Origin of the sequence: Paenibacillus sp. A3M_27_13, assembly GCF_024213315.1 — a bacterium.
Taxonomy (GTDB): domain Bacteria; phylum Bacillota; class Bacilli; order Paenibacillales; family Paenibacillaceae; genus Paenibacillus; species Paenibacillus polymyxa_B.
The window spans coordinates 1,174,674-1,197,935 of sequence record NZ_JANAVE010000001.1 but is presented as its reverse complement, the minus strand read 5'-3'; the positions used below and the strand labels follow the sequence as shown (position 1 = coordinate 1,197,935).

The following is a 23,262-nucleotide window of genomic DNA, read 5'->3' as shown; positions in this document are numbered from 1 at the left end:
TCGTATACTTCTGCATAGAGAGAATCTATAACAGAGGAGTGTGCGAGGGTGAATAGAATAAAAGGGAGCATCTTTTTCAGTGTATTTGTGGCTATGCTTGGGCTCATGCTCATTGCTCCAATTATGCCGCCCCTTATTCGTGAGTTGGGGTTAAGAGAAAGTCATTCTGGGTTAATTATATCGCTTGGCTCCATAACGATGGCCTTAATGGCCCCAATATGGGGAAATCTGAGTGATGCAAAGGGACGCAAGCCTGTGATTCTGCTTGGATTCATAGGGATGTGTGTAAGCTGCTTGCTGTTTACGCTTACTCTTTTTGCAGGATTAAAGGGTTGGCTCAGCGGGGGGCTGCTGTTAGTCCTGTTAATTGTTACACGCGGTTTGATCGGCGGGTTTATCCCGGCGGTATTGTCATCCTCCCAAGCTTATATGGGAGATGTGACCGAGGGAGAAGATCGAGGCAGTGGGATGGCGATCATTAGCGCGGCCAATGGACTTGGATTAGTATTTGGGCCTGCTATTGCAGGTGCCTTTACTTTAATAGGCTTGCTGTGGCCTCTATATTTTGGGATCGTGATTGCGGCTGTAGCATTTGTAGTGGCCTTGCTGGCAATTCCGTCTGCCAAACCCGTTATTCAGCAAAAGCCAGCTCGGATTAACCCGTTTCAACCCGGTCTACGAATGTATTTGTTTGCAGGTTTGGTTACGATGATTAGTATTGTGACCATCCAGGTTATAGGCGGATTTTATTTTCAAGATCAACTAGGCCTTTCATCCGAAGAAACAGCAAGAGTGGTTTCCTTTGGACTTATGTTTTCCGGTGCAGCCATGTTGATTGTACAGATCGTTCAGATGAAATGGCTTAAATGGCAACCCAAGCCGATGATTTTGCTCGGTTCTCTGTTCCTTATTGCCGGTATGCTGATATTCCTCATGTCAGCCAGCATGGTTGTTTACTATTTAGCGTTCTTTATGTTTGGTATAGGTACAGGCTTGCTTATGCCTGGATTTATGGCTGGGGCTTCTCTTTCTGTTAGTAAAGAACAGCAAGGGGGAGCCGCTGGTCTGGTGGCCACTGTCCAAGGGATTTCTGCAATTATTGCTCCTATTTTGACAACGACGCTATATCGGGTGGACAAATATATTCCTTTTGCTCTTATAGCAGCTCTAGTAGCTGTTATGGCCATCATTATGTTGGGGGTAAGAAAGAGAAAAGGGAATAGTGAGCTGGTATCTCAGAGGACCAAATAAATAAAAGAATTGTTTGATGAACCCATAGGCTTCCGTGCTATATTCACGAGAAGCCTATTTTGTTTGCTGGTTTGAATGATAGTCAAAAGGTCTCAATTTGTCATAAACCACATAGTTTAGATATCTATTATAATAAGTTTTAAGAAAATTCAGGGAAAGCAGAAGGAAAGTGGGAGGCTCATGGAAATCCAGCAAAAGTGGGTGGTTTTAAACAAAAAAGTACCTCTTATATGCGGACTACGACTGAACTCCTGAGGTGAATGAGAAGGTGAAATCCGATTTAGGGGGGGCTAGTTAAGGAGAAGTTCATAAAATTGGAGGGATGCAGATGGGTTGGGAGTATGGAATTAAAGTCGCAGATGTTAAGGATATTCAAGTGCTAATGGATCGTTTAGCTGAAGCATTGCCTAGGATTGACGGATATCGGATGCAAAGGGATGAGGATGGCTTTGTCCTGCTTCAAAATGATCCCGATTGGCCTGAGGCGTTCCAGGTGTCTGTGGAAGAGGCAAGGAATATTGAAGGGTTAGAAGATGATGAACCTTATATCTATTGTCTATTTCATATCGGCGGCGGAGATGCGGTGAGGTTGAGGGAAGGAATGTGCAGGGTGCTGGAAGAAGAGAAATGCGCTGCGGATTGGTTCGAGTTGTAGCCGAAGAAAGGAGTGGTGAGATTGAGTAAGAAGGACAAAAAAGAGATTCAGACACTAATCTATCGCTATAGTGGTCCACGAGCCAATATTGGATATACTTTTGAACCGCTGCGTTATGGGGATACGGATGAACCAAAGCTGGAGGAGATAATCTTTATCTACGCAGATGACTTTGATATCGTGTTGTCTGCGTTAAAGTCCAAATATCCACTTGACGATCCTGATACGGGGGAAACGTATGAGGCTTTTGATCCCTGTTGGGATAATCCGATTCCGGAGTCGATATGGCATGAGATATTAACAGAATTGGATGCTTGGCCTGCCAAGGAGCCGGAATTGCGCATATTTATCGATTCCTTTATAGCTTGGGTCAGAGCACACCTGAAGCGAGCAAATGGTATTATCGTGACTGGAAATCTATAGAGAAAGACAAAGCAATACGTATTTTCGCTACCCCTCGCTTCAAGGTGCGACCGGACAGCAAGCTGCTGAGTCGAACACCTCGTTCTTTGCAGTGCTCGCGATTATTTCTCCTTTCCTGATCGGCCTAATACTACAATCTATATATAAAAAAACAAGCGATTTCCTTTTGAAAGGGGACCGTTTTTTTGCATCATGCTGATTTTGATTTCTATATTCGAATAAAACACGACATTTAAATAACATGGTGAGTAACTTTAGTGCGCAAACGACAAAATTCGTCATTATTTTTAGTTATTCAGGACGTGGAAACCGTTCTTGTTCCTTAGTACAATGAATAAAAATAACAAGTGATGAAAAGAAAGGTGACAAAGACACGAGGAATTACGGATAAGGAGGGACAGGCTGTGGCCGTATACACACTACGTAGATTGATACAAATGATTCCGGCACTGCTTGGTATTGTCGTCATTACATTCATGATCTCAAGAGTGCTTCCGGGTGATCCTGCCGTGATGCTTGCGGGGGAACAGGCTACACCCGAGACGATTGAAAATATTCGAAGCAGCATGGGACTGGATCAACCGAAGTACATTCAATTTTTTCATTATGTAGTTGGATTGTTCCAAGGTGATCTGGGTCAGGCTTATCACACCGGACAGTCAGTGGCAAGCGACTTTGCTACCCGGTTTCCAGCAACCATCGAGTTGGCGCTGGCAAGCTTGGTTATTGCGATTCTGGTGGCAATCCCAATCGGCATCCTGGCAGCAACCCGTAAAGAATCGATTGTGGATCACATTTCACGTGTGTTTTCCTTGATCGGTGCATGTATGCCCATTTTCTGGATTGGCCTGTTGTTCATTTATATCTTCTATGCTAAATGGGGCATCGCTCCTGCGCCCATGGGTCGAATTAGCGGTGACATCAATCCGCCGACGCACGTTACGGGACTTTATGTACTCGATAGTTTGATGACCGGTGATTTTGTAGCTTTAAAAAGCAGTTTATCCCATTTGGTTCTGCCAGCAGTCTGTCTCAGTACAGGCACTATGGCGATTGTGGCACGGATGATGCGTTCCAGCATGCTGGAAGTGATCGGTCAGGATTTTGTTCGCACAGCCAGAGCCAAAGGTCTGCGCGAAGGAATTGTTATTTATAAGCACGCACTCATTAACGCCTTTATTCCAACACTTACCGTACTTGGTTTGCAGGTCGGTTACCTGATTGGTGGAGCGGTTATTACCGAAACCATTTTTACCTGGCCAGGAGTGGGCAGCTATGTGACGGACTCCATTTTGGCGGCTGACTACGCACCGATTCAAGCATTTACCCTCGTAAGTGCGCTGATTTACAGCTTTATCAATCTTGGAGTCGACTTGGTTTACGGATTGATTGATCCACGTATCCGGTACGAATAATGAACGAAGCACAAAAGTAGGGGGAGGTACTCGGATGAGCACTGCAAGTGATTTGGTGGCAAAAGCGGCTGTACCTCAGCCCAATGCAACCGCTATACCGAAACGCAAGACCTTTTGGCGATTACTGTTTGGCAATAAACTCGCTTTAATCGGATTCATCTTTATCGTTGGCTGGACGCTCATTGCCATCCTCTCATCATGGATCGTTCCACATGATCCTTATGTAACCGACCCGGCGAACAAGCTGCTGCCGCCAAGTGCAGAACATTGGTTTGGGACCGATAATTACGGACGTGACATTCTCAGCCGTGTCATTTACGGAGCCAGAATCAGCATATGGACCGGGATGATTGCCGTGTCGATCTCATTTATCATCGGCGTACCGCTTGGAGCCATCGCAGGTTTCTATGGCGGTCGAATGGGCAGCATTATTATGCGCTGTATGGATATTCTGTTGGCTTTCCCGTCGCTGGTACTCGCCATGGCCATTGCTGCAGCGATGGGACCAGGACTGATGAGTGCACTCATCGCTGTGGGCATTGTAGGCATACCCGAATTCGCCAGACTGATTCACGGACAAACCATCTCTCTCCGGGAAAAGGAGTTTGTTGAGGCCAGCCGGGCGATTGGTGTAACGAACGGAACGATCCTGTTTCGCCACATCTTGCCTAATGCACTTGCCCCACTGCTTGTGAATGCAACGCTCGGAATGGGCTTCGCCATCCTCACCTCAGCCAGTCTCAGCTTCCTGGGGCTCGGTGTGAAACCCCCGATTGCTGAATGGGGCGCAATGATTTCAGAAGGGCGAGCGTATATCATTTCCGGTGAGTGGTGGATTGTAACCTTCCCGGGTCTTGGAATTGCGACAGCTATTTTGGGCTTCAATTTGCTTGGAGACGGTTTGCGGGATGTTCTTGATCCTAGACTGCGCTCTAGCAAATAAAAATAAATAGATCATTAAAGGGGAGAACGTAAGCCATGTTGAAAAAAAGTCTTTCTTTAATTGTCGTCTTGTCTACGTTGCTATGGACGGCAGGCTGTGCGAGCAATGCTAACAGCCCGTCCGCTTCATCTGGAGAGAAAGGCGCAGATGCCCCATCCCCACCAAAGACGATTACACTTGCTTACTCGGAGGGAGGGTCAACCATGGACCCTGCTGAAGCAAGTGATCTTACATCGGATACCCTTGTGCTTGCGCTCTATGATCAGCTTGTGACCTATGGCAAAAAGTCTACGGATAGCGGTGAAGTGGCAGATACGGAAGCAATTAAGCCCATGCTGGCTGAGAAATGGGATGTGTCCGCTGATAACATGACTTATACGCTCCATCTGCGTAAAGACGTTAAATTCCAAAGCGGCAACCCGCTGACCGCCAATTCTGTGTTGTATTCCTTTGAGCGGCTTAAAAATTCCGATTCCGGTAGCTTCCTGTATGGTATGAGCTCCATTAAAACCGCTACAGCGCCTGATGAGCACACCGTTGTCGTTACATTGTCCCAACCCAATCATATGTTTCTGCAAATCCTGTCATTGTACAACTTCTCCATTGTGGATGATGTGCTTGTCAAAGAAAATGGCGATGGCGACTATTTGAAAACACATGCGGCAGGTTCAGGTCCGTTCAAGCTTGAAAAATGGGACCCTGCGACAGAAGCTGTCTTTAATGCTAATGCCAGCTACTGGCAAGGAGCGCCAAATCTGAGCAAAGTAACGATGAAGTTTACCAAGGAAGCTTCCAACCGTGTACTTCTGCTAGATAAAGGCGATGTGGACATGGCGATTGAAATTCCTGCAAAGGACGTTTCGAAGCTGGAAACCAACGCTGATCTGAAGGTTCAATCCAATGCAAGTAACCGGATTCTGTATTTCGCCATGAATAACAAAGTCAAACCTTTTAATGATCCGAAAGTGCGTCAAGCCATTGCTTATGCTATTCCTTACGACCAATTAATCGACGATGTCATGTACGGTCAAGCAAAGCAAATGAAGAGTTCTGTAGCGAGTAACACGCCTGGCTACACCGATGCGGGCTACAGCTACAAGCACGACTTGGACAAAGCAAAACAGCTGCTTACAGAAGCGGGTTATCCTAATGGGTTTAATTTTGATCTGACACTGGGTTCCGGCTTCCAGGACTGGGCAGATGATGCTGTATTGATTCAAGCTGAACTTGCCAAGATTGGCGTAAAGATGAATGTTGTCAATGTTGCCCGTGCACAGTTCCTTGAACAGCAACGAGAAGGCAACCTGACAGCATACATTTCCAAATGGACTTCCTTCGTCAACGACCCTGGTTACCATCTCGGGTTCCTGATGTACAGCGGCGGTTCTTCGAATTATATGCATTATGCTAATGCAGAAGTGGATAAGCTTTGGGAACAAGCAGGCAAAGAGCAAGATGAAAATAAACGTAAAGAGCTGTATGGCAAAGCACAAGAGCTTATAAATCAAGATTCGCCATGGGCGTACCTGTATGAATACAATCGGGTTGTTGGCATGAGCAAAGACGTCACTGGATATGTTTACTACCCAGATGAGGTTATCCGATTCTATTCATTGAATAAAGAGTAAGTTGTGATCTTACCTTATGCCTTCGGTTTTTACAGCCGAAGGCTATCATTTTACACCTGAAGTATGAAGCTGATCCCGATGGATCGTAAAAAATTTAGTTGGCTAAATGAAAAACGTGAAGGGATTGAATGGAAATGACAGATTGGAAAACGTTAGTTCTTGATGAAATAGATAAACGGCAGGACGAATTGCTTGAGCTATGCTCGCAGTTGATTCAGTTTCCTTCGGAAAATCCTCCAGGTGATTCACGCGAAATTAGTCAGTTCATTATGGACTATCTTAAAGAAGCAGGTATAGAAACAACGGTGCATGAATCCGGGCCGAATATGTGGAATCTCATTTCTGATTATGGCGCTGAAACGGCGGACGGAAAAAAAATGATTTTCTGTGGGCATACAGACGTTGTGCCGGCAGGGGACCGTACTCGTTGGGATTTTGATCCGTTTTGTGGTGAGATACGTGATGGCTATCTCCTGGGTCGCGGTGCTTCGGACATGAAAGCAGGACTGGGCGGATTAATATTTACCGTTGCGCTGTTCTCCAAACTAGGCGTACCACTCGAAGGTGCGTTGTCGTTGCTTGTAGTTCCAGACGAGGAAACTGGGGGACATCTCGGAGTACCTTGGGTGCTGGAAAGAAAGCTGATTGAAGGAACAGCTGCTGTGATCGCAGAGCCTTCAGGCCCGCAAAACCCGACCATCGGGCAAAAAGGAAGCTGCTGGTTTGAATTTACCGTTGAAGGCACACCGGGTCATGGCAGTTTGCAGCCGATTGCAGGTGAAAGTGCTATTTTGAAGGCAGCAAAAGGGATTGAAGCGCTGCAACAACTGTGGGACATCAAGCCGGACATCCCGGAAGAAGTCAAAGAGATCATTGAAATTTCCAAGCGTTATGCAAGTGAACGGGAGAACCCAAGCTATGGACAAGCGTTTGATCATGTAACAGTGAACATTGGTACGATTCAGGGAGGCACCAAAGTCAATGTGGTTGCAGACCGTTGCACAGTGCAAGTGGATTCCCGTGTTCCATTTGGCGTAGACCACCGGGATGTACTGGCCAAAGCCAAAGAATTGCTTGCAAGTGTAGGCATTGACGCGGAACCCAAACAATTCGGATTTTATGGTAATGCCAACTGGACCCCTCCAACCGAGCCGATTGTACAGGAGCTTGTGGAATCTATCGCTGAGGTCAGCGGTAAAGAGGCCTATGGCGTACTGCAATGGGCAACCAGCGACGCACGTGCATTCCGCAAATACAATATCCCGGTATTGCAATACGGTCCTGCCGAACTGTCGACCATTCACAATTTTAATGAAAAAGCTCCGGTATGGCAGATCATTCAATCTGCGAAAGTATACGCCTTGACGGCGCTTAAATATCTGAAAACAACACAAAAAGAAGCATAAGGGGATCTGCCGTATGATGAAACAAGTTTTTGAAGTCTATGACCTTTTGGATAGTCCGTTTGCCAGCGGGGCAGAAGTCAAAGCTTATTTGGAACAACTGGGTCAAGCGGAGATTACGGTCTCCACCGTGAAAGGTGAAAAGGGCTCTACGGATTTTATTAAAATTGTCATTGCCGGTAAAACGGGTCGCATTCAGGGGGGCGATTCTCCAACCTTGGGTGTAGTAGGGCGACTTGGTGGACTTGGAGCACGACCGGAAATGATCGGATTTGTATCCGATGGTGACGGTGCGGCAGCGGCAATTTCGGCGGCGGCTAAACTTCTGAGCATGCAGTCCAAAGGAGATGTGCTTGACGGAGATGTGATCATCTGTACACATATTTGTCCAGATGCACCCACTCAGCCCCATGATCCGGTTCCATTTATGGATTCACCCGTAGATATTTTGACGATGAACAAATATGAAGTGACACCCGAAATGGAAGCGATCCTATCCATTGATACGACCAAAGGGAATCGGGTCATTAACCATAAAGGTATTGCCATTTCCCCGACGGTACGTCAAGGCTATGTGCTACGAATTAGTGAAGACCTCGTCGATATTGTTCAGACCGTTACTGGCGAACCGTGTGTCACGTTTGCTGTAACTACGCAGGACATCACACCTTATGGTAACGACCTGTATCACATCAACAGCATTTTGCAACCAGCGGTGGCAACTTCCGCTCCAGTGGTTGGTGTAGCCATCACGGCCGCTGCTCCTGTCCCAGGCAGTGCAACGGGGGCCAGCCACGAAAGCGATATTGCGCTGGCGGCTAAATTGGCTGTAGAAACAGCCAAAGCTTATGGACGTGGGCAATGCTCTTTTCATTCGGAAAAGGAGTTTCAACATATTACTAAACTGTACGGTACCATGAAGCATCTGCAAACGATGGGCAAGTCTGAATAAGCTTTATTCCCTAAGTTAAAAAGAACATGAAGGTTCAATGATGGACAAGGAGGAGGAAGAGGGCATGGCACAACTGCTTGAAGTAACCAACCTCCGGACGGAGTTCAAGACTGCGGCTGGCACCATCCGGGCTGTGGACGGCGTCGATCTATCGGTTGGCAAAGGCGAAACACTCGGAATCGTTGGCGAATCCGGGTGCGGCAAGAGCATTACCTCCCTTTCCATTATGCAGCTCCTCCCCAAGGGACTTGGGAAAGTAGCCGCTGGTGAAGTACGGTTTAACGGTGAAAACATGCTGGATTTTTCGGAGCGGAAAATGCGCTCGATTCGTGGCAACGAGATGGCCATGATTTTTCAGGAGCCGATGACTTCGCTAAATCCTGTGTTCAAAATCGGCAAGCAAATTGCGGAGTCTGCCCGATACCACCACGGTGTAAGCAAACACAAAGCGAAAGACATGGCTGTGGACATGCTGACGAAAGTGGGAATTCCACGTCCAGAAAAAGTAGCCGCTTCTTATCCGCATGAACTCTCGGGCGGGATGCGCCAACGGGTGATGATTGCGATGGCGATGGTGTGCAATCCGAAGCTGCTGATCGCCGATGAACCGACAACGGCACTAGACGTAACCATTCAAGCACAGATTCTTGACTTGATGCGTGAGCTGCAGAAGTCCGAAGGAACTTCCATTCTGATGATTACTCATGACCTTGGTGTCGTTGCTGAAATGTGCGATCGGGTCGTGATTATGTACGCCGGACAAGTGGTAGAAGAAACCGATGTAAAAACGCTTTTTAAAGAGCCCAAGCATCCGTATACACAAAGTTTGCTAGCCTCACTGCCACAATTAAACAGTGATCAGGAGCGTCTGGCTTCCATTCCGGGCCAGGTTCCCAACCCACTTGATATGCCACATGGCTGCCGCTTTGCACCACGTTGTCAGTTTGCCAAGGAAATTTGCCGTGCAGAGGCCCCGGAGCTTACAGAAGTGGAACCCGGACACAAAAGCCGCTGCTTGCTACAGCAGGAGGGATATCATGAGTACACTGCTTGAAATACGTAATTTGAAAAAGCACTATCCGATCAAAAAAGGACTTTTTTCCAAACAAGTGGGAGCAGTCAAAGCGGTGGATGGTATTAACCTGACTGTACAGCAGGGTGAAACCCTAGCAATCGTGGGAGAATCCGGCTGCGGCAAATCCACAACCGGACGGGCAATTCTCAGATTGATTGAACCGACGGATGGAGAGATTCTGTTTAATGGCACGGATATACGTAAGCTAAACACAGAGCAGCTGCGCAAATTCAGAACGGATATGCAGATGGTGTTTCAAGATCCGTTTGCTTCGCTTGATCCCAGATGGACGGTACAGCAGGTGCTGGAAGAACCGCTCATCACGCATGAAAAGCTAAGCAAAACGCAGCTCAAAGAGCGGGTGGAAGAGCTGCTCGAAGTGGTCGGATTGTCTCCTTATCACGCACATCGTTATCCGCACGAGTTCTCGGGTGGTCAACGCCAGCGGATCGGGATCGCACGTGCACTGGCGCTTCATCCCAAATTTATCGTGTGTGACGAGCCAGTCTCGGCCCTCGATGTGTCGATTCAGGCGCAAGTGCTCAATCTGATGAAGGACCTGCAAAAACAATATGACCTGACGTATATGTTCATTTCTCATGATCTGTCGGTCGTCAAATTTATCAGCGACCGCGTGGGTGTGATGTACCTGGGCAAGCTGGTCGAACTCGCACCGACCCAAGAAGTGTTCAGAGAGCCGCTGCATCCGTATACAAAGGCGCTAATGTCTGCGGTACCTGTAGCTGATCCGGAAGCGGAGCGTGATCGGATTGTACTTAAAGGGGATGTGCCCAGTCCAGAAAATCCGCCAAGTGGTTGTGCGTTTCATAATCGCTGCCCGGCAGCCATGGAGATATGCAGCAAAGTACAGCCCATCTTTGCCGAAGCTGCACCAGGGCGACAGGTAGCCTGTCACTTGTATCCAGCTTCCACGCCGGAACAAGCGATAGCCGGACGAGCATAAGCCAACTGAAAAAGAATAGATAGACCTTCTAGCAAGAATCAAGCCTGAATCCTTCTCAAACGGATTCAGGCTTTTTTAAGTGTAGCTGCTCTGCAAACGCACATATTTTTCTAATAAATCCATTTTAAGATTCAATATAAGGGGTGGAATTTCAACACCTGTAAATCAAGCATATAACATGCAGGGATACAACATTGCGCACAATCAATGGAAGCGTTTTAATTTGAATATAGAAATACAAAAGAAGACCTCAGGGAGGACATAAGAATGCTAAAAGTGAAAGCGCTTAGATGCGAACATTTAAATAATCCGATTGGATTGGGTTGTCTAAAACCGCGGTTAAGTTGGCAGATCGAATCTGAAAAAATGTATGTTTCTCAAAAACGTTTCCAATTGCAAGTATCCGTTCATCCCACTTTTGAACCGCTGATTTGGAATCATTTTACCTATTCGGATCAATCCATTTTGTTTCCCTATGAAGGCCCCCCGCTGGAATCAGGACAAAGATATTATTATCGGGTAAAAGTATGGGCTCAGGGAGCGGGTGACACAGAACCGGAAGAATCGGAATGGAGTGAGTCCGGCTTTTGGGAGATGGGGCTGCTCTATGAGCAGGACTGGAAAGCACAATGGATCACAGTGAAGGAGCGGAGCATCCATGAACAGTTTCAGACAAGAGCTCCTTTTGCCGCTTCCAAATATTTTTCGGTTGAGGGAAAAGTGAAAAAAGCAGTCATTTATGCTACAAGTCTTGGGCTGTATGAACTGGAGTTCAATGGACAAAGGGTGGGCGATGCCTACTTTACCCCGGGATGGACGGATTATAACGATCGTGTCCAGGTGCAAGCATATGACGTGACTTCTACCATTCGAGAACAACATAATCGAATCACAGTCACGGTGGGAGAAGGCTGGTACAGCGGTTATCTGGGTTGGCAAAAGCGCAAGGACACCTACGGGAACACGAATGCATTGTTATTTCAAATGAAGATTAGTTATGAAGATGGCCGTTCTGAAGTCATTTGCTCTGATTCTTCCTGGGAGGAAACGAGCTGTGCCATTTTAATGTCGGATATTTATAACGGCGAAATCTATGATGCCCGACTTGAGCAGCAGGCAGCCGAACATAGCTCCTTAACCGAACGGAAAATGATGCAGGTCGTCTCGTTCCCGTTAAGTCATCTGATTGCTCAGGAGAACGAACCTGTCCGTGTGATGAACCGATTGAAGCCTGTTGAACTCATTCGAACTCCTAAAGGTGAGCTGGTGCTTAACTTGGGTCAAAATATGGTAGGTTGGCTGGAATTTAAAGTGGAAGCCCCCGAAGGTACGGTTCTGAATCTGGTTCATGGTGAAGTGCTGGATCAGCAAGGGAACTTTTACAGAGATAATATTCGGGATGCAGCGCAGCAGATTACGTACATTTGTAGCGGGAAGGGGACGGAGATATTTAGGCCGCATTTCACTTTTCAAGGCTTTCAATATGTGAAGCTTGAGGGCTTTCCTGATGGCGTTACGATTGAAGATTTTACGGGTGTTGTTCTGCATTCGGACATGGAGACGATCGGGGTGTTTGAGACATCTGATCCAAAGCTGAATCAACTTCAACACAATATTGTGTGGGGGCAAAAGGGGAACTTCCTGGATGTGCCAACCGATTGTCCGCAGCGTGATGAGCGATTAGGCTGGACCGGCGATGCACAGATTTTTGCTAGAACTGCCAGCTTCAATATGAATGCGGCTTCCTTCTTCCGAAAGTGGCTTAGGGATTTGGCTTACAACCAGCTGGAAAATGGGGCAGTGCCTTTTGTAGTGCCGGATGTCCTCAAAGGAACCTTTGCCGATAATATGGACAAAACGACGGCAGCATGGGGAGACGCGGCGGTTATATGTCCGTGGACCCTATATCAATGCTATGGGGATAAGCAAATCTTAGTGCAGCAGTATGACAGTATGAAAGCATGGGTGGATTATATTCGCGCCCAAGGGGACGAAGAATGTCTTTGGGATACCGGTTTGCAGCTGGGAGACTGGCTTGCGCTGGATAGCGAGGAAGGAAGCTATTTTGGGGCGACGGACGGAACGCTAGTGGCCACTGCTTATTTTGCGTATTCGACTCATATTTTGGCACAGACGGCCAAACTGCTGAATCGTTATACCGATTACAACACATATAAAAACTTACATGAGGGGATTAAAATGGCTTTTGCGAACCGCTACTTCGATGACGCGGGCAAATTGACCTCCAATACCCAGACTGCACAGGTTGTGGCTTTGCACTTCGGATTGGTGCCAGAAAAGTATAAAACGCAAGTGATCCAGGAGCTCGTACGGCTCATAGAAAAAAATGATATGCATCTGGATACCGGCTTTGTGGGCACCCCCTATCTATGTCTGGTTTTATCCGACCATGGCTATACGGATGTCGCTTATAACATTTTATTTCAAAATGATTATCCTTCATGGCTCTATCAGGTTGAACGGGGAGCAACGACCATGTGGGAGCATTGGGACAGCATCAAAGTGGATGGCTCGTTCTGGAGCACCGATATGAACTCGTTCAATCACTATTCGTACGGTTCAGTAGGAGACTTTATGTACCAAAATATTGCCGGAATCGATGTGCTTGAAGCGGGCTATAAAAAATCACGTTTAGCTCCTAAACCGCCTGCCAATCTTACTTCGGCCCATGGCAAGCTGGAGACGCCATATGGCACGCTTGAAGTCCAATGGGAAATCGTGAATAAAGAAATGAAGATGACGGTTCACGTACCACATAATACGACGGCTGAGATTACACTTCCGGGCGTTATGGAGCCGGATGCACTACAGCAAATCATTGTTATGCAATATCCGTCGATTCAGTATCCGCCTGGTGATGTTCCACAGGAGCTGGCTGGGAAATTAGGTTCTACAGGGAAACAGGCGATTTTCCAAAGGAGCGGAGATCATGAAATGACGTTTACGGTCGGTTCTGGACAGTATACGTTCCAGTACAGATGCAACTAGAGGCTAAATAACATAGACTAGAGGTGAGAGCTTAATGAATATAAAGAACAAAGTTTTGTTTAAAACGGCGTTGCTATCCATTTCCTTAGTCCTGACGTCAGCGAGTGCCATTTCGGCTGTCATACCAATGATGCTGAACCAATTATCAGGCGTCTCCAGTTCGCTGATTGAAAGCGTAGTCACGATTCCATCCTTCTCGATGATGCTGTTTGTGCTATTGAGTGGCCCGATTTCTTCTCGATTGGGTAAAAAAAATACAGTCCTGCTAGGGCTTTTGCTCGTAGTCATCGGCGGAATACTTCCCATGTTCACGACGAATATTACATGGATTCTTGCGCTGCGTTTGGTACTAGGTGCAGGTCTCGGGATGTTCAATTCACTGGCCGTCAGTTTAATTAGTGATTTTTTTGAAGGGGATGAACGTGCTCAATTAGTAGGCTTTCAAAGCGCCGTTCAAGGACTCGGAAGCAGCTTGGCTACCTTTGTGGCAGGGCAGCTCGCCCTAATTGACTGGCAGTTCGCTTTTTTATGCTATGGAATCACCATTCCTATTGCGCTATTATTCTTTCTGATCATTCCCGAACCAGAGCGCGGGGAGCCTACAGTAGAGAACTCGACAGAAAAGGGTCACAAGAGCGGGGGAATATCCATACCTGTACTTGGATTAGGGGCTGCACTTTTTCTGTTTATGACTTTTATCATGATTGTATATACCAAAACAGGCATTATGATTGCTGAAAAGAGCATGCCCAATGCTGGTTTTTTAGGAACTGCGTTAACGCTGTTTTCCTTGTCCACCATGATTGCGGGCTTCCTGTTTGGTAGAATCTATAAATGGTTTAGAAATTACGCTCCCTTTATCTCCAGTCTATTAACAGCAACTGGTTTTGTACTACTATGGTTTGCTCAGAATGTTACCATGGTTACCGTTGCCATGCTGATCATTGGCTTTAGTTTTGCGCTGTTTATTCCTTATATTTTTACCATACTAACTAAAATCGTACCTAAAGGCAGTGAGACTTTATCCATTTCCATTGCGATGGTAGGGTCCAATTTGGGAGCGTTTGCTTCGCCTTATGTGATCAAGTTAGTTGGCGTGTTGTCTGGAAATGAAACGGCTTCATTTTCCTTCCTTGTTTCTGCGATTGTATTTACGATTGCGGCACTCCTTTGTCTGGGAATCGCTATTAGAGGAAAGGGAAGCAAAACTCAAGCGGCAGTCCACAGTTAATGGGATGTATCCGATATAGTAATTTTTTCAACGGGCGGAGAACCGCCCGTTTTCCATCATATAGTGAAGGAGGAGTCAGTGTTTATGAACCTTCATGAGTTGGATCAGTTGCTGAGAAACAAAACGGAAATTGAACTTTTACAACAGCAAAACAATCAGGTGATTAATGATCTCTCCAAAGAATCGGAGAATGAGCGTTTTTTTGATATAAATCAGAATATATACCGTATGCCCGCTTTATTTTTCTTTGGAGAACATGATATTTATATTAGCAAGCACAATAGATTTGCTCCGATGCTGGAGCACATGCATGAATTTATCGAATTAAACTATGTTTACTCAGGTAAGTGCAATCAAATCATAGCAGGCAAAGAAATTCAGCTTTGTGAAGGCCAAGTATGTGTCCTGGATAAGGATGTGCCGCACAGCATCGCTCCTTTGGGAGAAGACGATATACTGATTAATATCTTGCTACAAAGAGAAACAATTTCATCCCTATTTCTGCAGCGGCTATCTAAGAAAAAAAGCCTGATTGGCGAATTTCTAGCCAACTCTGTCCTCCAGCATCAGCACCATAATCACTTTATTATTTTTGAGTCGCAGCATAATGAGAACCTTCAATATATATTGCGTAGAATCTTAATCGAATATTATTCCAGGCAAGAGGATTCGATGGAATTGGTGAAGGCTTATTTGCAAATTGTATTTGGAGAATTGGTCCGTGTATTGGAAAGCGAGCATAATATTCACTTAAACCAGCAGGAAAATAATATTACCTCTATTCTGAATTACATGGAAGAGCACTATCAGCATTTAAGCCTACAGCAATTATCTAACCATTTTAATTACAATAGCACGTATTTAAGTAATAAGTTAAAAAAAGTAACCGGTCTTACTTACACTCAGCTTATTGCCAACATTAAACTCAATGCAGCCTATTCTTTGGTAGTGAATACCAATCTGCCGTTCGAAATGATATTTAAACAGGTGGGATATAACAGCATGAGTTTTTTCTATAAAAAGTTTAAAACAGCATATGGTGCCACCCCGCAAAATATCCGAAACAAACAGTTGAGGAAATGAAGGATATACAAGGACGTCCAATTCTAATGGGCGTCTATATTTGTTATAATATCTGCAAATTCATAAGCTGGTGTTTATAAGGGAGGGTACATCCTTGGAGGCAATACTAAGACGTCACTGGCCAGAGTGGAACGGAACGCTGCAGAAACAAACCGGGGGTTGGAATAATACGACGTATTTTGTTAAGAGTGGTGGGCGAAACGGAGTGCTGCGCGTCTACGATACACACAAGGATCGGGACAAAATTGAATTTGAGCATGCAGTTTTGCAGGAGCTGAGTAAGCATTCACTATCGTTCAGGACACCCACGCCTATTCCGACGGTCAGGGGAGAGACGCTCGCTCAGCTGGAGAAGGAAAGCGGTAAATATGTGTGTCTGTTCGAATACATAGAAGGCATATCACCCCTGGAGCAGGATTCAAGCTTTGCCTATTCTTTGGGCGAGACTACGGGGGAATTATCGGCTGTGCTTGCGACAGTTAATCTTGATATGACTCCAGTCTATCGACCGTATTATGCTTTGCAGCAATCCTATCCGTTGTGTAACCGGGAAACGGTTCAGGGCTTTTGTTTACATCCGCCTGAGCCTCTAAAGGATTTGCATGAAGAACTGCGATTAATAGGGGAAGCTTATGAAGAGATTACAGATTCGCTTCATGCATTGGAAGAGTTGCCGCATCAGCTTGTACATGGAGACTTGAACGCTTCCAATTTATTAGTAAAGGATTCTGATCATAGTCTAGTAACCGCACTGCTTGATTTCGAATTTTGTACGCTAGACGTTCGGGTCATGGAGCCGGCGGTCATCTTATCAGGATTTTTGGGACAACCAGAGGAGACGACAGCAGTTCGGGATTTTTGCCGGGGCTTCAGCCGCCAGGTTCATTTAAGCCACACCGAGATTGATGCTGTGCCTATATTGATGCTGCTTAGGAAGGTAGACGTATTTCTTCATTTTTTGAGTCGCTTTCTGGAAGGAACGGATCAGTCACACGTATTGCAAGAGCAGGTCAAACAGATCTCTGCCGACTTGCGCCAGCTTTCCACCAGCAGTAGCTGGATTCAGGAAGAGTTGGTCCAAGCTGGAACAGTGTATGAATAAACGAGCTAAATGCCGCGTTATGTTATAATCTTTGGGAAAATTGAACCCGGGTGCATTGAGATGTACTTGGAACTGGAGGAACAGATGAATAGTTGGCTAACGAACGCGTTACGACCGTACTTCGGGCTGGAGGTGCTGGAAGAGCATTGGGATGTGGTAGAAATTAAAGAAGGATACTTTATTTGTGTGGATGGAGACGTTATTCGCAAGCGAATTTCTTCCACTGAGGATACTTATGGAGAAACCGATGTAGAGATTCTTACGCGTGACCGGGCATTTGTTTTGCCTAAAACGGCTCGTGGCAAAGAGAAAAAGCTGAATTACACAAGTGTTTCGAGCATCAAGGCAGAAGGCGTGACCTTTTCAGCAGGCATTCGAAGGGATCGCCCTCTTAGTTATGTTACTGCTGTGAATAGCAAAACGGGTGTGAAACTCCCTATTACGGGATGTGAGCATTTACATAGTAAAGAAGAGATCATCGATTGGCTTCAGCAATATCCGTCACTTGTGCCCAAGGATTACGATCGCAGGTTGCACCGGTTGAAGCATATGAAAAACCAGCGTTATAAAACGGTCCCAGGAGACATCTTCCGCGTGGAAATAGACCTTTTCACAGATGGATATGTGCTGGTCGTTGGAGATTTGCGCCAAATGCAAAAGGATCAGTTGTTTGCAGAGGAGAGCATTTGGAACAGTGTCATGACCATGCCTTTATTCGTACGTCCATATTTGTTTACGAGTCGTGACCGTTCAACAGCTTTGGAATCTATCACATCCGCCCCATTATCCGAAACGACCTGGATTGTTATGGATGATTCCTTTATGCGGGGTGCCTATGAGCGGGTAGGGCATAAGCTGTTAGTGGAAGAGGATATTGTGTTCCCCATCGGCTATGGCTGTAGTACGGATAGTAGAAAAGAAAAAACATATAGTCTGTCCTGGGGAACGGGCACGGTTTCCAAACCGGAAGGGGAGACCGTGTTCAAGTCCTCGCGAAAATTTTCAAATAACGGTGCTTATTCAGGTATCGTTGCCGACTGTTTTGGCTCCTGGGAAGAGCGGGAGTGGCACAAAACGCTGGATAATCCGTTACATCAGGATGAACGTCGAAAAGCACTGGCCGAATTCGGATTCCCGGAAGACATTTCGTATGATGAGTTCAACCGTCAAACGGGAGGACTGACGCGTTCGGAATATCTTGCATATTTGGCAAGAACCTATGGCGGGAAAAAGTGATACAAACGAATTGAATTTTTTAATAGGAGGGGCCTATGAAATATCTTAAAGATTGTCCGGAACCAGGCATGGGAACCTGGTATTTTGAAATAGATTCGGATGGAATAGCTTATCGACAAATTGTCATCCAGGATGACGGCACGTATATCGCCTCTAATCGCAAGCACGAGCAGTATCATTTCTTATTAGCTGAGAAAGCGATTGATGACACGGAGCCCTATTATACGCAAATTACAAAAAAAGAGTTTGAAGAAGTATGGTCCAATTATCTTCACACCTTGAACCAGGAATGGCATCAAATCAAAAATGCACTGCCCGTTGGAACTAAGGTAAAGGGTTATATTGAAGTATTTTTACCACACGGTACGCTTATTCATATTTTCCAGCATCATGCGGTCGGATTGTCAGACACTCGTACATATGAGGAAAAGACACCATCCGAGTGGATGTATCCGAAGCATGAGGTCACGGCAATTGTAAAAGGATACGACGAAGTGAATCAGTGGGTGATTTTAGATCAAACGCAGGTTTTCAAAAATCAGTTTGTAGGTTGAAAGTGAATTTTGGGATATGCGGGAAGGGGAATGAACATGCATACTTTAACTGTTGATGAACTGGTGGATAAGGATAACCATGCATGGGAAGAGGTCAGAAATATTCTGAAAGAAGGCCGGAATTCACATCACATTGTATCGACCGAATCGGAATCCGCTCCAGGGGACACGCTGTACCGTTTGCAGGTGAGTACGAAATCATATTTGGGAACAGTTGCCTATGAGACAGGAGGAATCGTGTTTGATTACGGTTGGATCACCTTGCTGGGTGCGGGTGGCTCTGGAATTTTCGGTAGCTTGACCTCATGGAACGGGCTTCAAGAGCCGAAAAGTGTTCCTGCGCTTGAGGGGATGCTGATTGTTGCCTATGATGCAGCAGGTGGATTTTTTGGATTGGATATAGGGAAATTCGGACGTAGCGGTCATATCTACTATTTTGCACCAGATGCATTGGAATGGGAATCCACTGAGCTGGCCTATTCCGGTTTCTTGAGCTGGTTGGCTGAGGGAGATTTGGGCTTGTTCTACCAGACATTCCGCTGGAACGGTTGGCAGAAGGATATGGAGCAACTTCAGCCGGGAGAGGTATTTGCATATTATCCGCCGCTATGGACCCAAGAAGGTGGAGGGGAGACCAGCAGCAAGTCACCTATAGACATTACAAATGCATGGCAGGTGGCATTGGATAAGGAATAGCTTTTGTGGTATAAACAACAACTCTTAGAGGCATCAAGGCATGGAGGTTGGCACATATGTGGAGTATTCAATTTGAACAACCGTTTGTAATAAGTCAGGAAGCAACTGATGAACAAATCGCGAATTTTTTGAAAACATGGAACATAAAGCTATCCGAGCAAGAGATTCACGAAATCAAGCAAAGACAAGTGAACCCTTTTCCAAAGTCGTCTCCTTTCTATGATCAATATAAACCTTTAGATCCTGTTGGCTGGCATCTGCCCCAAGGACAATTTCCTGACAGCTATATGGAGTTTTTGAAATATTCTAATGGTGGGGAGTTTCAAAATGGAGAACGTTATTTTCAGTTTTTCAATACCGAAGATTTGAGAGAAATGAACCTCGCCTACGAGTTGCCGGAATATATGCCGGGTGCTGTGTCGTTTGCGATGGATGGGTGCGGAAACCACTATATGTTTGATATGAGAGAGGAAAAAAGAAACAATGAGTATCCCGTTCTTTTTGCTCATTCTGGTAGTCTGGGATATGACGAATGTGAACAGGTTGCCCATTCATTTATAGAGCTGTGTACGGAAAAATGGGCATTGTATTGATACCTGCATGATTCTGCCCAATATATAGCCAATAGTGAGAAGTCTACAAACAGTCCCATTGAAGGAACTCTTCATTGGGACTGTTTGTAGCGGATATGCGATACACAATCAGGACCATGGGATTCTTGCACAAAGCTATCTTACATATGTTGTGGCCTGATTGCCGGCATAATCTTCAAGCACGATCTTTAGCGAGCTGGTACGAGAAGTAGGGGTAAAAGTCAGTTCACTTAATTTTGTTCTTCCCCGGACAATGTAAGGAAACTTTTTCGATACATAAGTTACGCCAAATTGCTTGGGCACATCGTTTTCGTATACATATAAACGATGCCAGTCCTTCAAGGTTGGTAGAGCAAGCGTATACGTTGACCCAGTGACCGTCACATTCTCTTCTACATAAGGCTCTATCGTCGTGTCTGCGAGATACCCAGTGTATGCTACAGGTTCATGATTGCCGATAGCGATACGTAGTGTGTAGCTATCACCGTTTGTGGGCAGATCGGTAAACGTAGCCGTTTCAGCGCTATTGTCCGCCGTAATGGTTTTATGGAATACGGTGTCCGTATAGTCGGTGATCAAGGTCAATTTAACCGTTCCGTCCGCTTCAGAGGGATTTTTCCACGTTACTGTAGCCTCACCGTTTTCTTGAGTCTCCACCTTAATATGACTGACGGCAGCATTCAGATCGTAGCTTAATCGAGCCGGTTCGCTTTCCGTTCCATCAGCCCCAACTGCAGTAAGCATTAATTCACCGGATTTATGGTTTAGGGATTTCATATAATAGGATGAGTCATAAATTCCGCCGATATAGGAGCCGTTCTCATACAGATTGTATTGTTTAACTTTGGAGTAATCCTCAAGGTCCCAGGCTACGAGCATTTCGTTCGTATCGGTCAGTGCCTTGGTGATTTTGAATCCCGTCGGCGCGGCTGGTTTCAGGACAGAATGGTCTGTTATCTTGATTTGGCCGATATTCATCTGATAGTTTTTGATTGTTTTATTCGCGTTATCAAAAGATAAACCGAAAGCTACAATTGTTTCTCCTTTATAGGCACTCAAATCCAGATTGTGGCTTACCCAGCCCGTGGTTTGTTTACCAGAGTTAGGGATGCTGACTTTTACGACTTGGCCGGGGTTATCTTTGAAAATAAGTCCGATACTCAGCACCGAGCTGTCATCGGAGGAAGGCTTATTGTACGTGATGGACAAGTTTGAATTCTTATTTACCGACAGATCCGTTTTATACAGGCGTAAAAAGTTATCTGAATTCAGCTCTCCGTTAACGACGAGGGAGCTGCCACCCTGATAAGCGCCCACAGGCTGATAGGTAAACCGAGTGCCTTTGGTATAATTCGGACCATAGTCATAGTCAACCGAGAGCGGTTTACCTTTGGTATCGAGCCACCATTGCCAAGTTACCGGGATATCCTGAATATTGATGTTGGACCATTCCTTGGGATTGGAGATGACTCCATTCACGACATACTGCAAGCCATGTCCGGTATTGAAGCTGGTATTAAAATGGGAGCCACGGATGACAGAACGTTCGGCGATATATGCCGCGATACCGTCCCAGTTTGCGCCCGAAGCTTTTACATCGGACAAATCTACACTTGGGTTTCTTTGTGCACGGACGGGATTCTGATTCGGACCTGACCACCAGACACGGTCGCGGATAAAGGTCATCCATTGATAGGCATTGTCAGCTCTGCGATTGGTGTCCTGTCCGCCAAACTCTTCATCCAGCGCATTATGTGTGAAATCTGCTCCCAACGTCGCGATACTGTTCATTGGCTGCCCGTTCTCACCGATATTCAGACGTAGATCGTATTTTTGCTTCCATCTGCCAAAGTCACCGTTCCCGCCCTCAATCCCAGCAAAAACGGTTTTAAGAGGGTCCAGACCCAATTGCTTGGCATGGTCGCCGGAGCTTTTCAGCTTCGCTTTGTCCCACCAATAATTGAGAAAAATAGAATCGGACACCTGTCCGTATTGCTTGTCTTTGACAAACGGGCTGTTCACGGCATTAAACTCATTTTGATAAGCAATTTTACCGGTTTCGTTTACGGTGGAGTCGTACCATTGCACATACATGCCCTGATCTCGCAAGTATTTCATAAACTGCTTGTAACGGGGGATGTCCTCTGTAGCTACGCCTTTAGAAGCTTCCTCCTGGTTGATGAAGTAGCCGTCATAGCCATAATATTTCGCCATTTCGATCAATTTTTTGGCTACTGGAAATCCACCCTGAGCATCCTGCACGAGCATTTGCTTATACGTTTGCGGTCCACGGTCATTATCCGAGAAAAAAATGCAGGCGATGGAGAGAACGCCGTTTTTGTGCGCCGCATTCGTATAACCCGGATTTGGAATGTTCAGAATGCCGAATTCGAACCATTTTTCCGTCCAATCCTTTTGGGGATCGTATAACTCTTCGGGTACATGGGCGGTAGGCATGCCATGCCAGTAGCCGTAATAGTCGGTATACTGCCAATAGTTAAACAAGTATTGACTGAATTTATTGGTATAGGAATAGCTATCAAAAAAAGCGTTTCCATAATCGCCGCTAAGTGTAAACATTTGCGTGTCAGGGCTTAAAGCAGGTTGGGCCTGTGTAGCGGCGAAGGAGCTGTTACGTTGTTGCAGAGGGACGCGAGCGCGAAGCATATCTCCATAGACATCTTTGGTAGGAGTCCAGTCCAAAATATGTGAGCTGGCGTATCCGTGCTGATAAGGTTGATTCGGCCCTTTGGCGCTTTCTCCTTCATATGGGAGGGTATCGCCTGCATAAACGGATGGAGAGAGGGTTTGACTTAACAGGACAGAAGTCAAAACCAGCGCAGTCCATTTTAAAGCGAACTTGTGAACCTTGTTACGTTTCATAGCTCATCCCCCTAACGAGTATTTATCCCCCTAAAGATAATCAATAAAACGGTTTTTACATAGAGGCTAAATTAAAGATATGGCGTTTAAATTAAAGAAAATCCTCATTTTCATGAATGCGCTTACTTATATCCAGCGAAGGACATGGTATACTTTATTTACGCAT

The 23,262-nt window shown here is 45.9% G+C and carries 19 protein-coding genes; 18 read left to right on the top strand and 1 reads right to left on the bottom strand.

Annotation, left to right across the window (positions count from 1 at the left end; translation table 11 throughout):
- The first annotated feature begins 48 nt into the window (after positions 1 to 48).
- The 18 genes from NLX82_RS05295 to NLX82_RS05210 all read left to right on the top strand — a co-directional run bounded on the left by NLX82_RS05295 (position 49) and on the right by NLX82_RS05210 (position 20,213).
- Positions 49 to 1,251, top strand: a complete 1,203-nt coding sequence (locus tag NLX82_RS05295; RefSeq protein WP_023989683.1) for an MFS transporter — start codon at positions 49 to 51, stop codon at positions 1,249 to 1,251.
- A gap of 328 nt (positions 1,252 to 1,579) precedes the next feature.
- On the top strand, positions 1,580 to 1,906 hold the full coding sequence (locus NLX82_RS05290) for a hypothetical protein (protein WP_023989682.1): 327 nt from the start codon (positions 1,580 to 1,582) through the stop codon (positions 1,904 to 1,906).
- A gap of 21 nt (positions 1,907 to 1,927) precedes the next feature.
- Complete coding sequence (locus NLX82_RS05285; protein WP_023989681.1) at positions 1,928 to 2,329, top strand: hypothetical protein; 402 nt, start codon at positions 1,928 to 1,930, stop codon at positions 2,327 to 2,329.
- Positions 2,330 to 2,733: 404 nt separating this feature from the next.
- Positions 2,734 to 3,744: an ABC transporter permease gene (locus tag NLX82_RS05280; protein ID WP_023989680.1), complete on the top strand. Its 1,011-nt coding sequence runs from the start codon at positions 2,734 to 2,736 to the stop codon at positions 3,742 to 3,744.
- Positions 3,745 to 3,778: 34 nt separating this feature from the next.
- A complete protein-coding gene (locus NLX82_RS05275) occupies positions 3,779 to 4,687 on the top strand; it encodes an ABC transporter permease (protein WP_023989679.1) in 909 nt (302 codons plus the stop codon).
- A gap of 35 nt (positions 4,688 to 4,722) precedes the next feature.
- Positions 4,723 to 6,315 carry an ABC transporter substrate-binding protein gene (locus tag NLX82_RS05270; protein WP_023989678.1) on the top strand — a complete coding sequence of 531 codons (1,593 nt, stop codon included), beginning with the start codon at positions 4,723 to 4,725 and terminating at the stop codon, positions 6,313 to 6,315.
- A gap of 134 nt (positions 6,316 to 6,449) precedes the next feature.
- Positions 6,450 to 7,721 carry a M20 family metallopeptidase gene (locus tag NLX82_RS05265; RefSeq protein WP_254347571.1) on the top strand — a complete coding sequence of 424 codons (1,272 nt, stop codon included), beginning with the start codon at positions 6,450 to 6,452 and terminating at the stop codon, positions 7,719 to 7,721.
- Between the two features lie 13 nt (positions 7,722 to 7,734).
- On the top strand, positions 7,735 to 8,670 hold the full coding sequence (locus tag NLX82_RS05260) for a DUF1177 domain-containing protein (RefSeq protein WP_254347570.1): 936 nt from the start codon (positions 7,735 to 7,737) through the stop codon (positions 8,668 to 8,670).
- A 64-nt stretch (positions 8,671 to 8,734) separates the two neighbouring features.
- Positions 8,735 to 9,724, top strand: coding sequence for an ABC transporter ATP-binding protein (locus NLX82_RS05255; RefSeq protein ID WP_023989675.1), 990 nt, complete (start codon positions 8,735 to 8,737; stop codon positions 9,722 to 9,724).
- Complete coding sequence (locus tag NLX82_RS05250; RefSeq protein WP_023989674.1) at positions 9,708 to 10,709, top strand: ABC transporter ATP-binding protein; 1,002 nt, start codon at positions 9,708 to 9,710, stop codon at positions 10,707 to 10,709. Before NLX82_RS05255 ends, NLX82_RS05250 begins: the two co-directional genes overlap by 17 nt.
- A 267-nt stretch (positions 10,710 to 10,976) precedes the next feature.
- Positions 10,977 to 13,718, top strand: coding sequence for an alpha-L-rhamnosidase (locus NLX82_RS05245; RefSeq protein ID WP_075154560.1), 2,742 nt, complete (start codon positions 10,977 to 10,979; stop codon positions 13,716 to 13,718).
- Positions 13,719 to 13,752: 34 nt separating this feature from the next.
- Positions 13,753 to 14,949, top strand: a complete 1,197-nt coding sequence (locus tag NLX82_RS05240) for an MFS transporter (RefSeq protein WP_023989672.1) — start codon at positions 13,753 to 13,755, stop codon at positions 14,947 to 14,949.
- Positions 14,950 to 15,033: 84 nt separating this feature from the next.
- Positions 15,034 to 16,032: an AraC family transcriptional regulator gene (locus NLX82_RS05235; protein ID WP_034095071.1), complete on the top strand. Its 999-nt coding sequence runs from the start codon at positions 15,034 to 15,036 to the stop codon at positions 16,030 to 16,032.
- 94 nt (positions 16,033 to 16,126) lie between these two features.
- Entirely contained in the window at positions 16,127 to 17,134 is a 1,008-nt protein-coding gene (locus NLX82_RS05230; RefSeq protein ID WP_023989670.1) for a phosphotransferase enzyme family protein, read from the top strand.
- 84 nt (positions 17,135 to 17,218) lie between these two features.
- Positions 17,219 to 18,370, top strand: a complete 1,152-nt coding sequence (locus NLX82_RS05225; RefSeq protein ID WP_254347569.1) for an immunity 26/phosphotriesterase HocA family protein — start codon at positions 17,219 to 17,221, stop codon at positions 18,368 to 18,370.
- Positions 18,371 to 18,405: 35 nt separating this feature from the next.
- The gene (locus NLX82_RS05220) at positions 18,406 to 18,924 is read left to right on the top strand and encodes a hypothetical protein (RefSeq protein ID WP_069081143.1); all 519 of its coding nucleotides are present in this window, start codon (positions 18,406 to 18,408) and stop codon (positions 18,922 to 18,924) included.
- A gap of 36 nt (positions 18,925 to 18,960) precedes the next feature.
- Entirely contained in the window at positions 18,961 to 19,620 is a 660-nt protein-coding gene (locus tag NLX82_RS05215; protein WP_034095070.1) for a DUF2625 domain-containing protein, read from the top strand.
- A gap of 56 nt (positions 19,621 to 19,676) precedes the next feature.
- A complete protein-coding gene (locus tag NLX82_RS05210; RefSeq protein ID WP_023989666.1) occupies positions 19,677 to 20,213 on the top strand; it encodes an SMI1/KNR4 family protein in 537 nt (178 codons plus the stop codon).
- 135 nt (positions 20,214 to 20,348) lie between these two features.
- Here NLX82_RS05210 and NLX82_RS05205 read toward each other — a convergent pair whose 3' ends face one another.
- The gene (locus NLX82_RS05205; protein WP_254347568.1) at positions 20,349 to 23,096 is read right to left on the bottom strand and encodes an endo-beta-N-acetylglucosaminidase; all 2,748 of its coding nucleotides are present in this window, start codon (positions 23,094 to 23,096) and stop codon (positions 20,349 to 20,351) included.
- Positions 23,097 to 23,262: the final 166 nt, after the last annotated feature.

Excerpts from the sequence above, each read along its gene's own strand:
- NLX82_RS05205 (WP_254347568.1), bottom strand. The coding sequence starts at position 23,096 with ATGAAACGTAACAAGGTTCACAAGTTCGCTTTAAAATGGACTGCGCTG.
- NLX82_RS05265 (WP_254347571.1), top strand. The coding sequence starts at position 6,450 with ATGACAGATTGGAAAACGTTAGTTCTTGATGAAATAGATAAACGGCAG.
- NLX82_RS05240 (WP_023989672.1), top strand. The coding sequence starts at position 13,753 with ATGAATATAAAGAACAAAGTTTTGTTTAAAACGGCGTTGCTATCCATT.
- NLX82_RS05260 (WP_254347570.1), top strand. The coding sequence starts at position 7,735 with ATGATGAAACAAGTTTTTGAAGTCTATGACCTTTTGGATAGTCCGTTT.
- NLX82_RS05290 (WP_023989682.1), top strand. The coding sequence starts at position 1,580 with ATGGGTTGGGAGTATGGAATTAAAGTCGCAGATGTTAAGGATATTCAA.
- NLX82_RS05250 (WP_023989674.1), top strand. The coding sequence starts at position 9,708 with ATGAGTACACTGCTTGAAATACGTAATTTGAAAAAGCACTATCCGATC.
- NLX82_RS05255 (WP_023989675.1), top strand. The coding sequence starts at position 8,735 with ATGGCACAACTGCTTGAAGTAACCAACCTCCGGACGGAGTTCAAGACT.
- NLX82_RS05215 (WP_034095070.1), top strand. The coding sequence starts at position 18,961 with ATGCATACTTTAACTGTTGATGAACTGGTGGATAAGGATAACCATGCA.
- NLX82_RS05225 (WP_254347569.1), top strand. The coding sequence starts at position 17,219 with ATGAATAGTTGGCTAACGAACGCGTTACGACCGTACTTCGGGCTGGAG.
- NLX82_RS05275 (WP_023989679.1), top strand. The coding sequence starts at position 3,779 with ATGAGCACTGCAAGTGATTTGGTGGCAAAAGCGGCTGTACCTCAGCCC.
- NLX82_RS05235 (WP_034095071.1), top strand. The coding sequence starts at position 15,034 with ATGAACCTTCATGAGTTGGATCAGTTGCTGAGAAACAAAACGGAAATT.
- NLX82_RS05245 (WP_075154560.1), top strand. The coding sequence starts at position 10,977 with ATGCTAAAAGTGAAAGCGCTTAGATGCGAACATTTAAATAATCCGATT.
- NLX82_RS05270 (WP_023989678.1), top strand. The coding sequence starts at position 4,723 with ATGTTGAAAAAAAGTCTTTCTTTAATTGTCGTCTTGTCTACGTTGCTA.
- NLX82_RS05210 (WP_023989666.1), top strand. The coding sequence starts at position 19,677 with ATGTGGAGTATTCAATTTGAACAACCGTTTGTAATAAGTCAGGAAGCA.
- NLX82_RS05220 (WP_069081143.1), top strand. The coding sequence starts at position 18,406 with ATGAAATATCTTAAAGATTGTCCGGAACCAGGCATGGGAACCTGGTAT.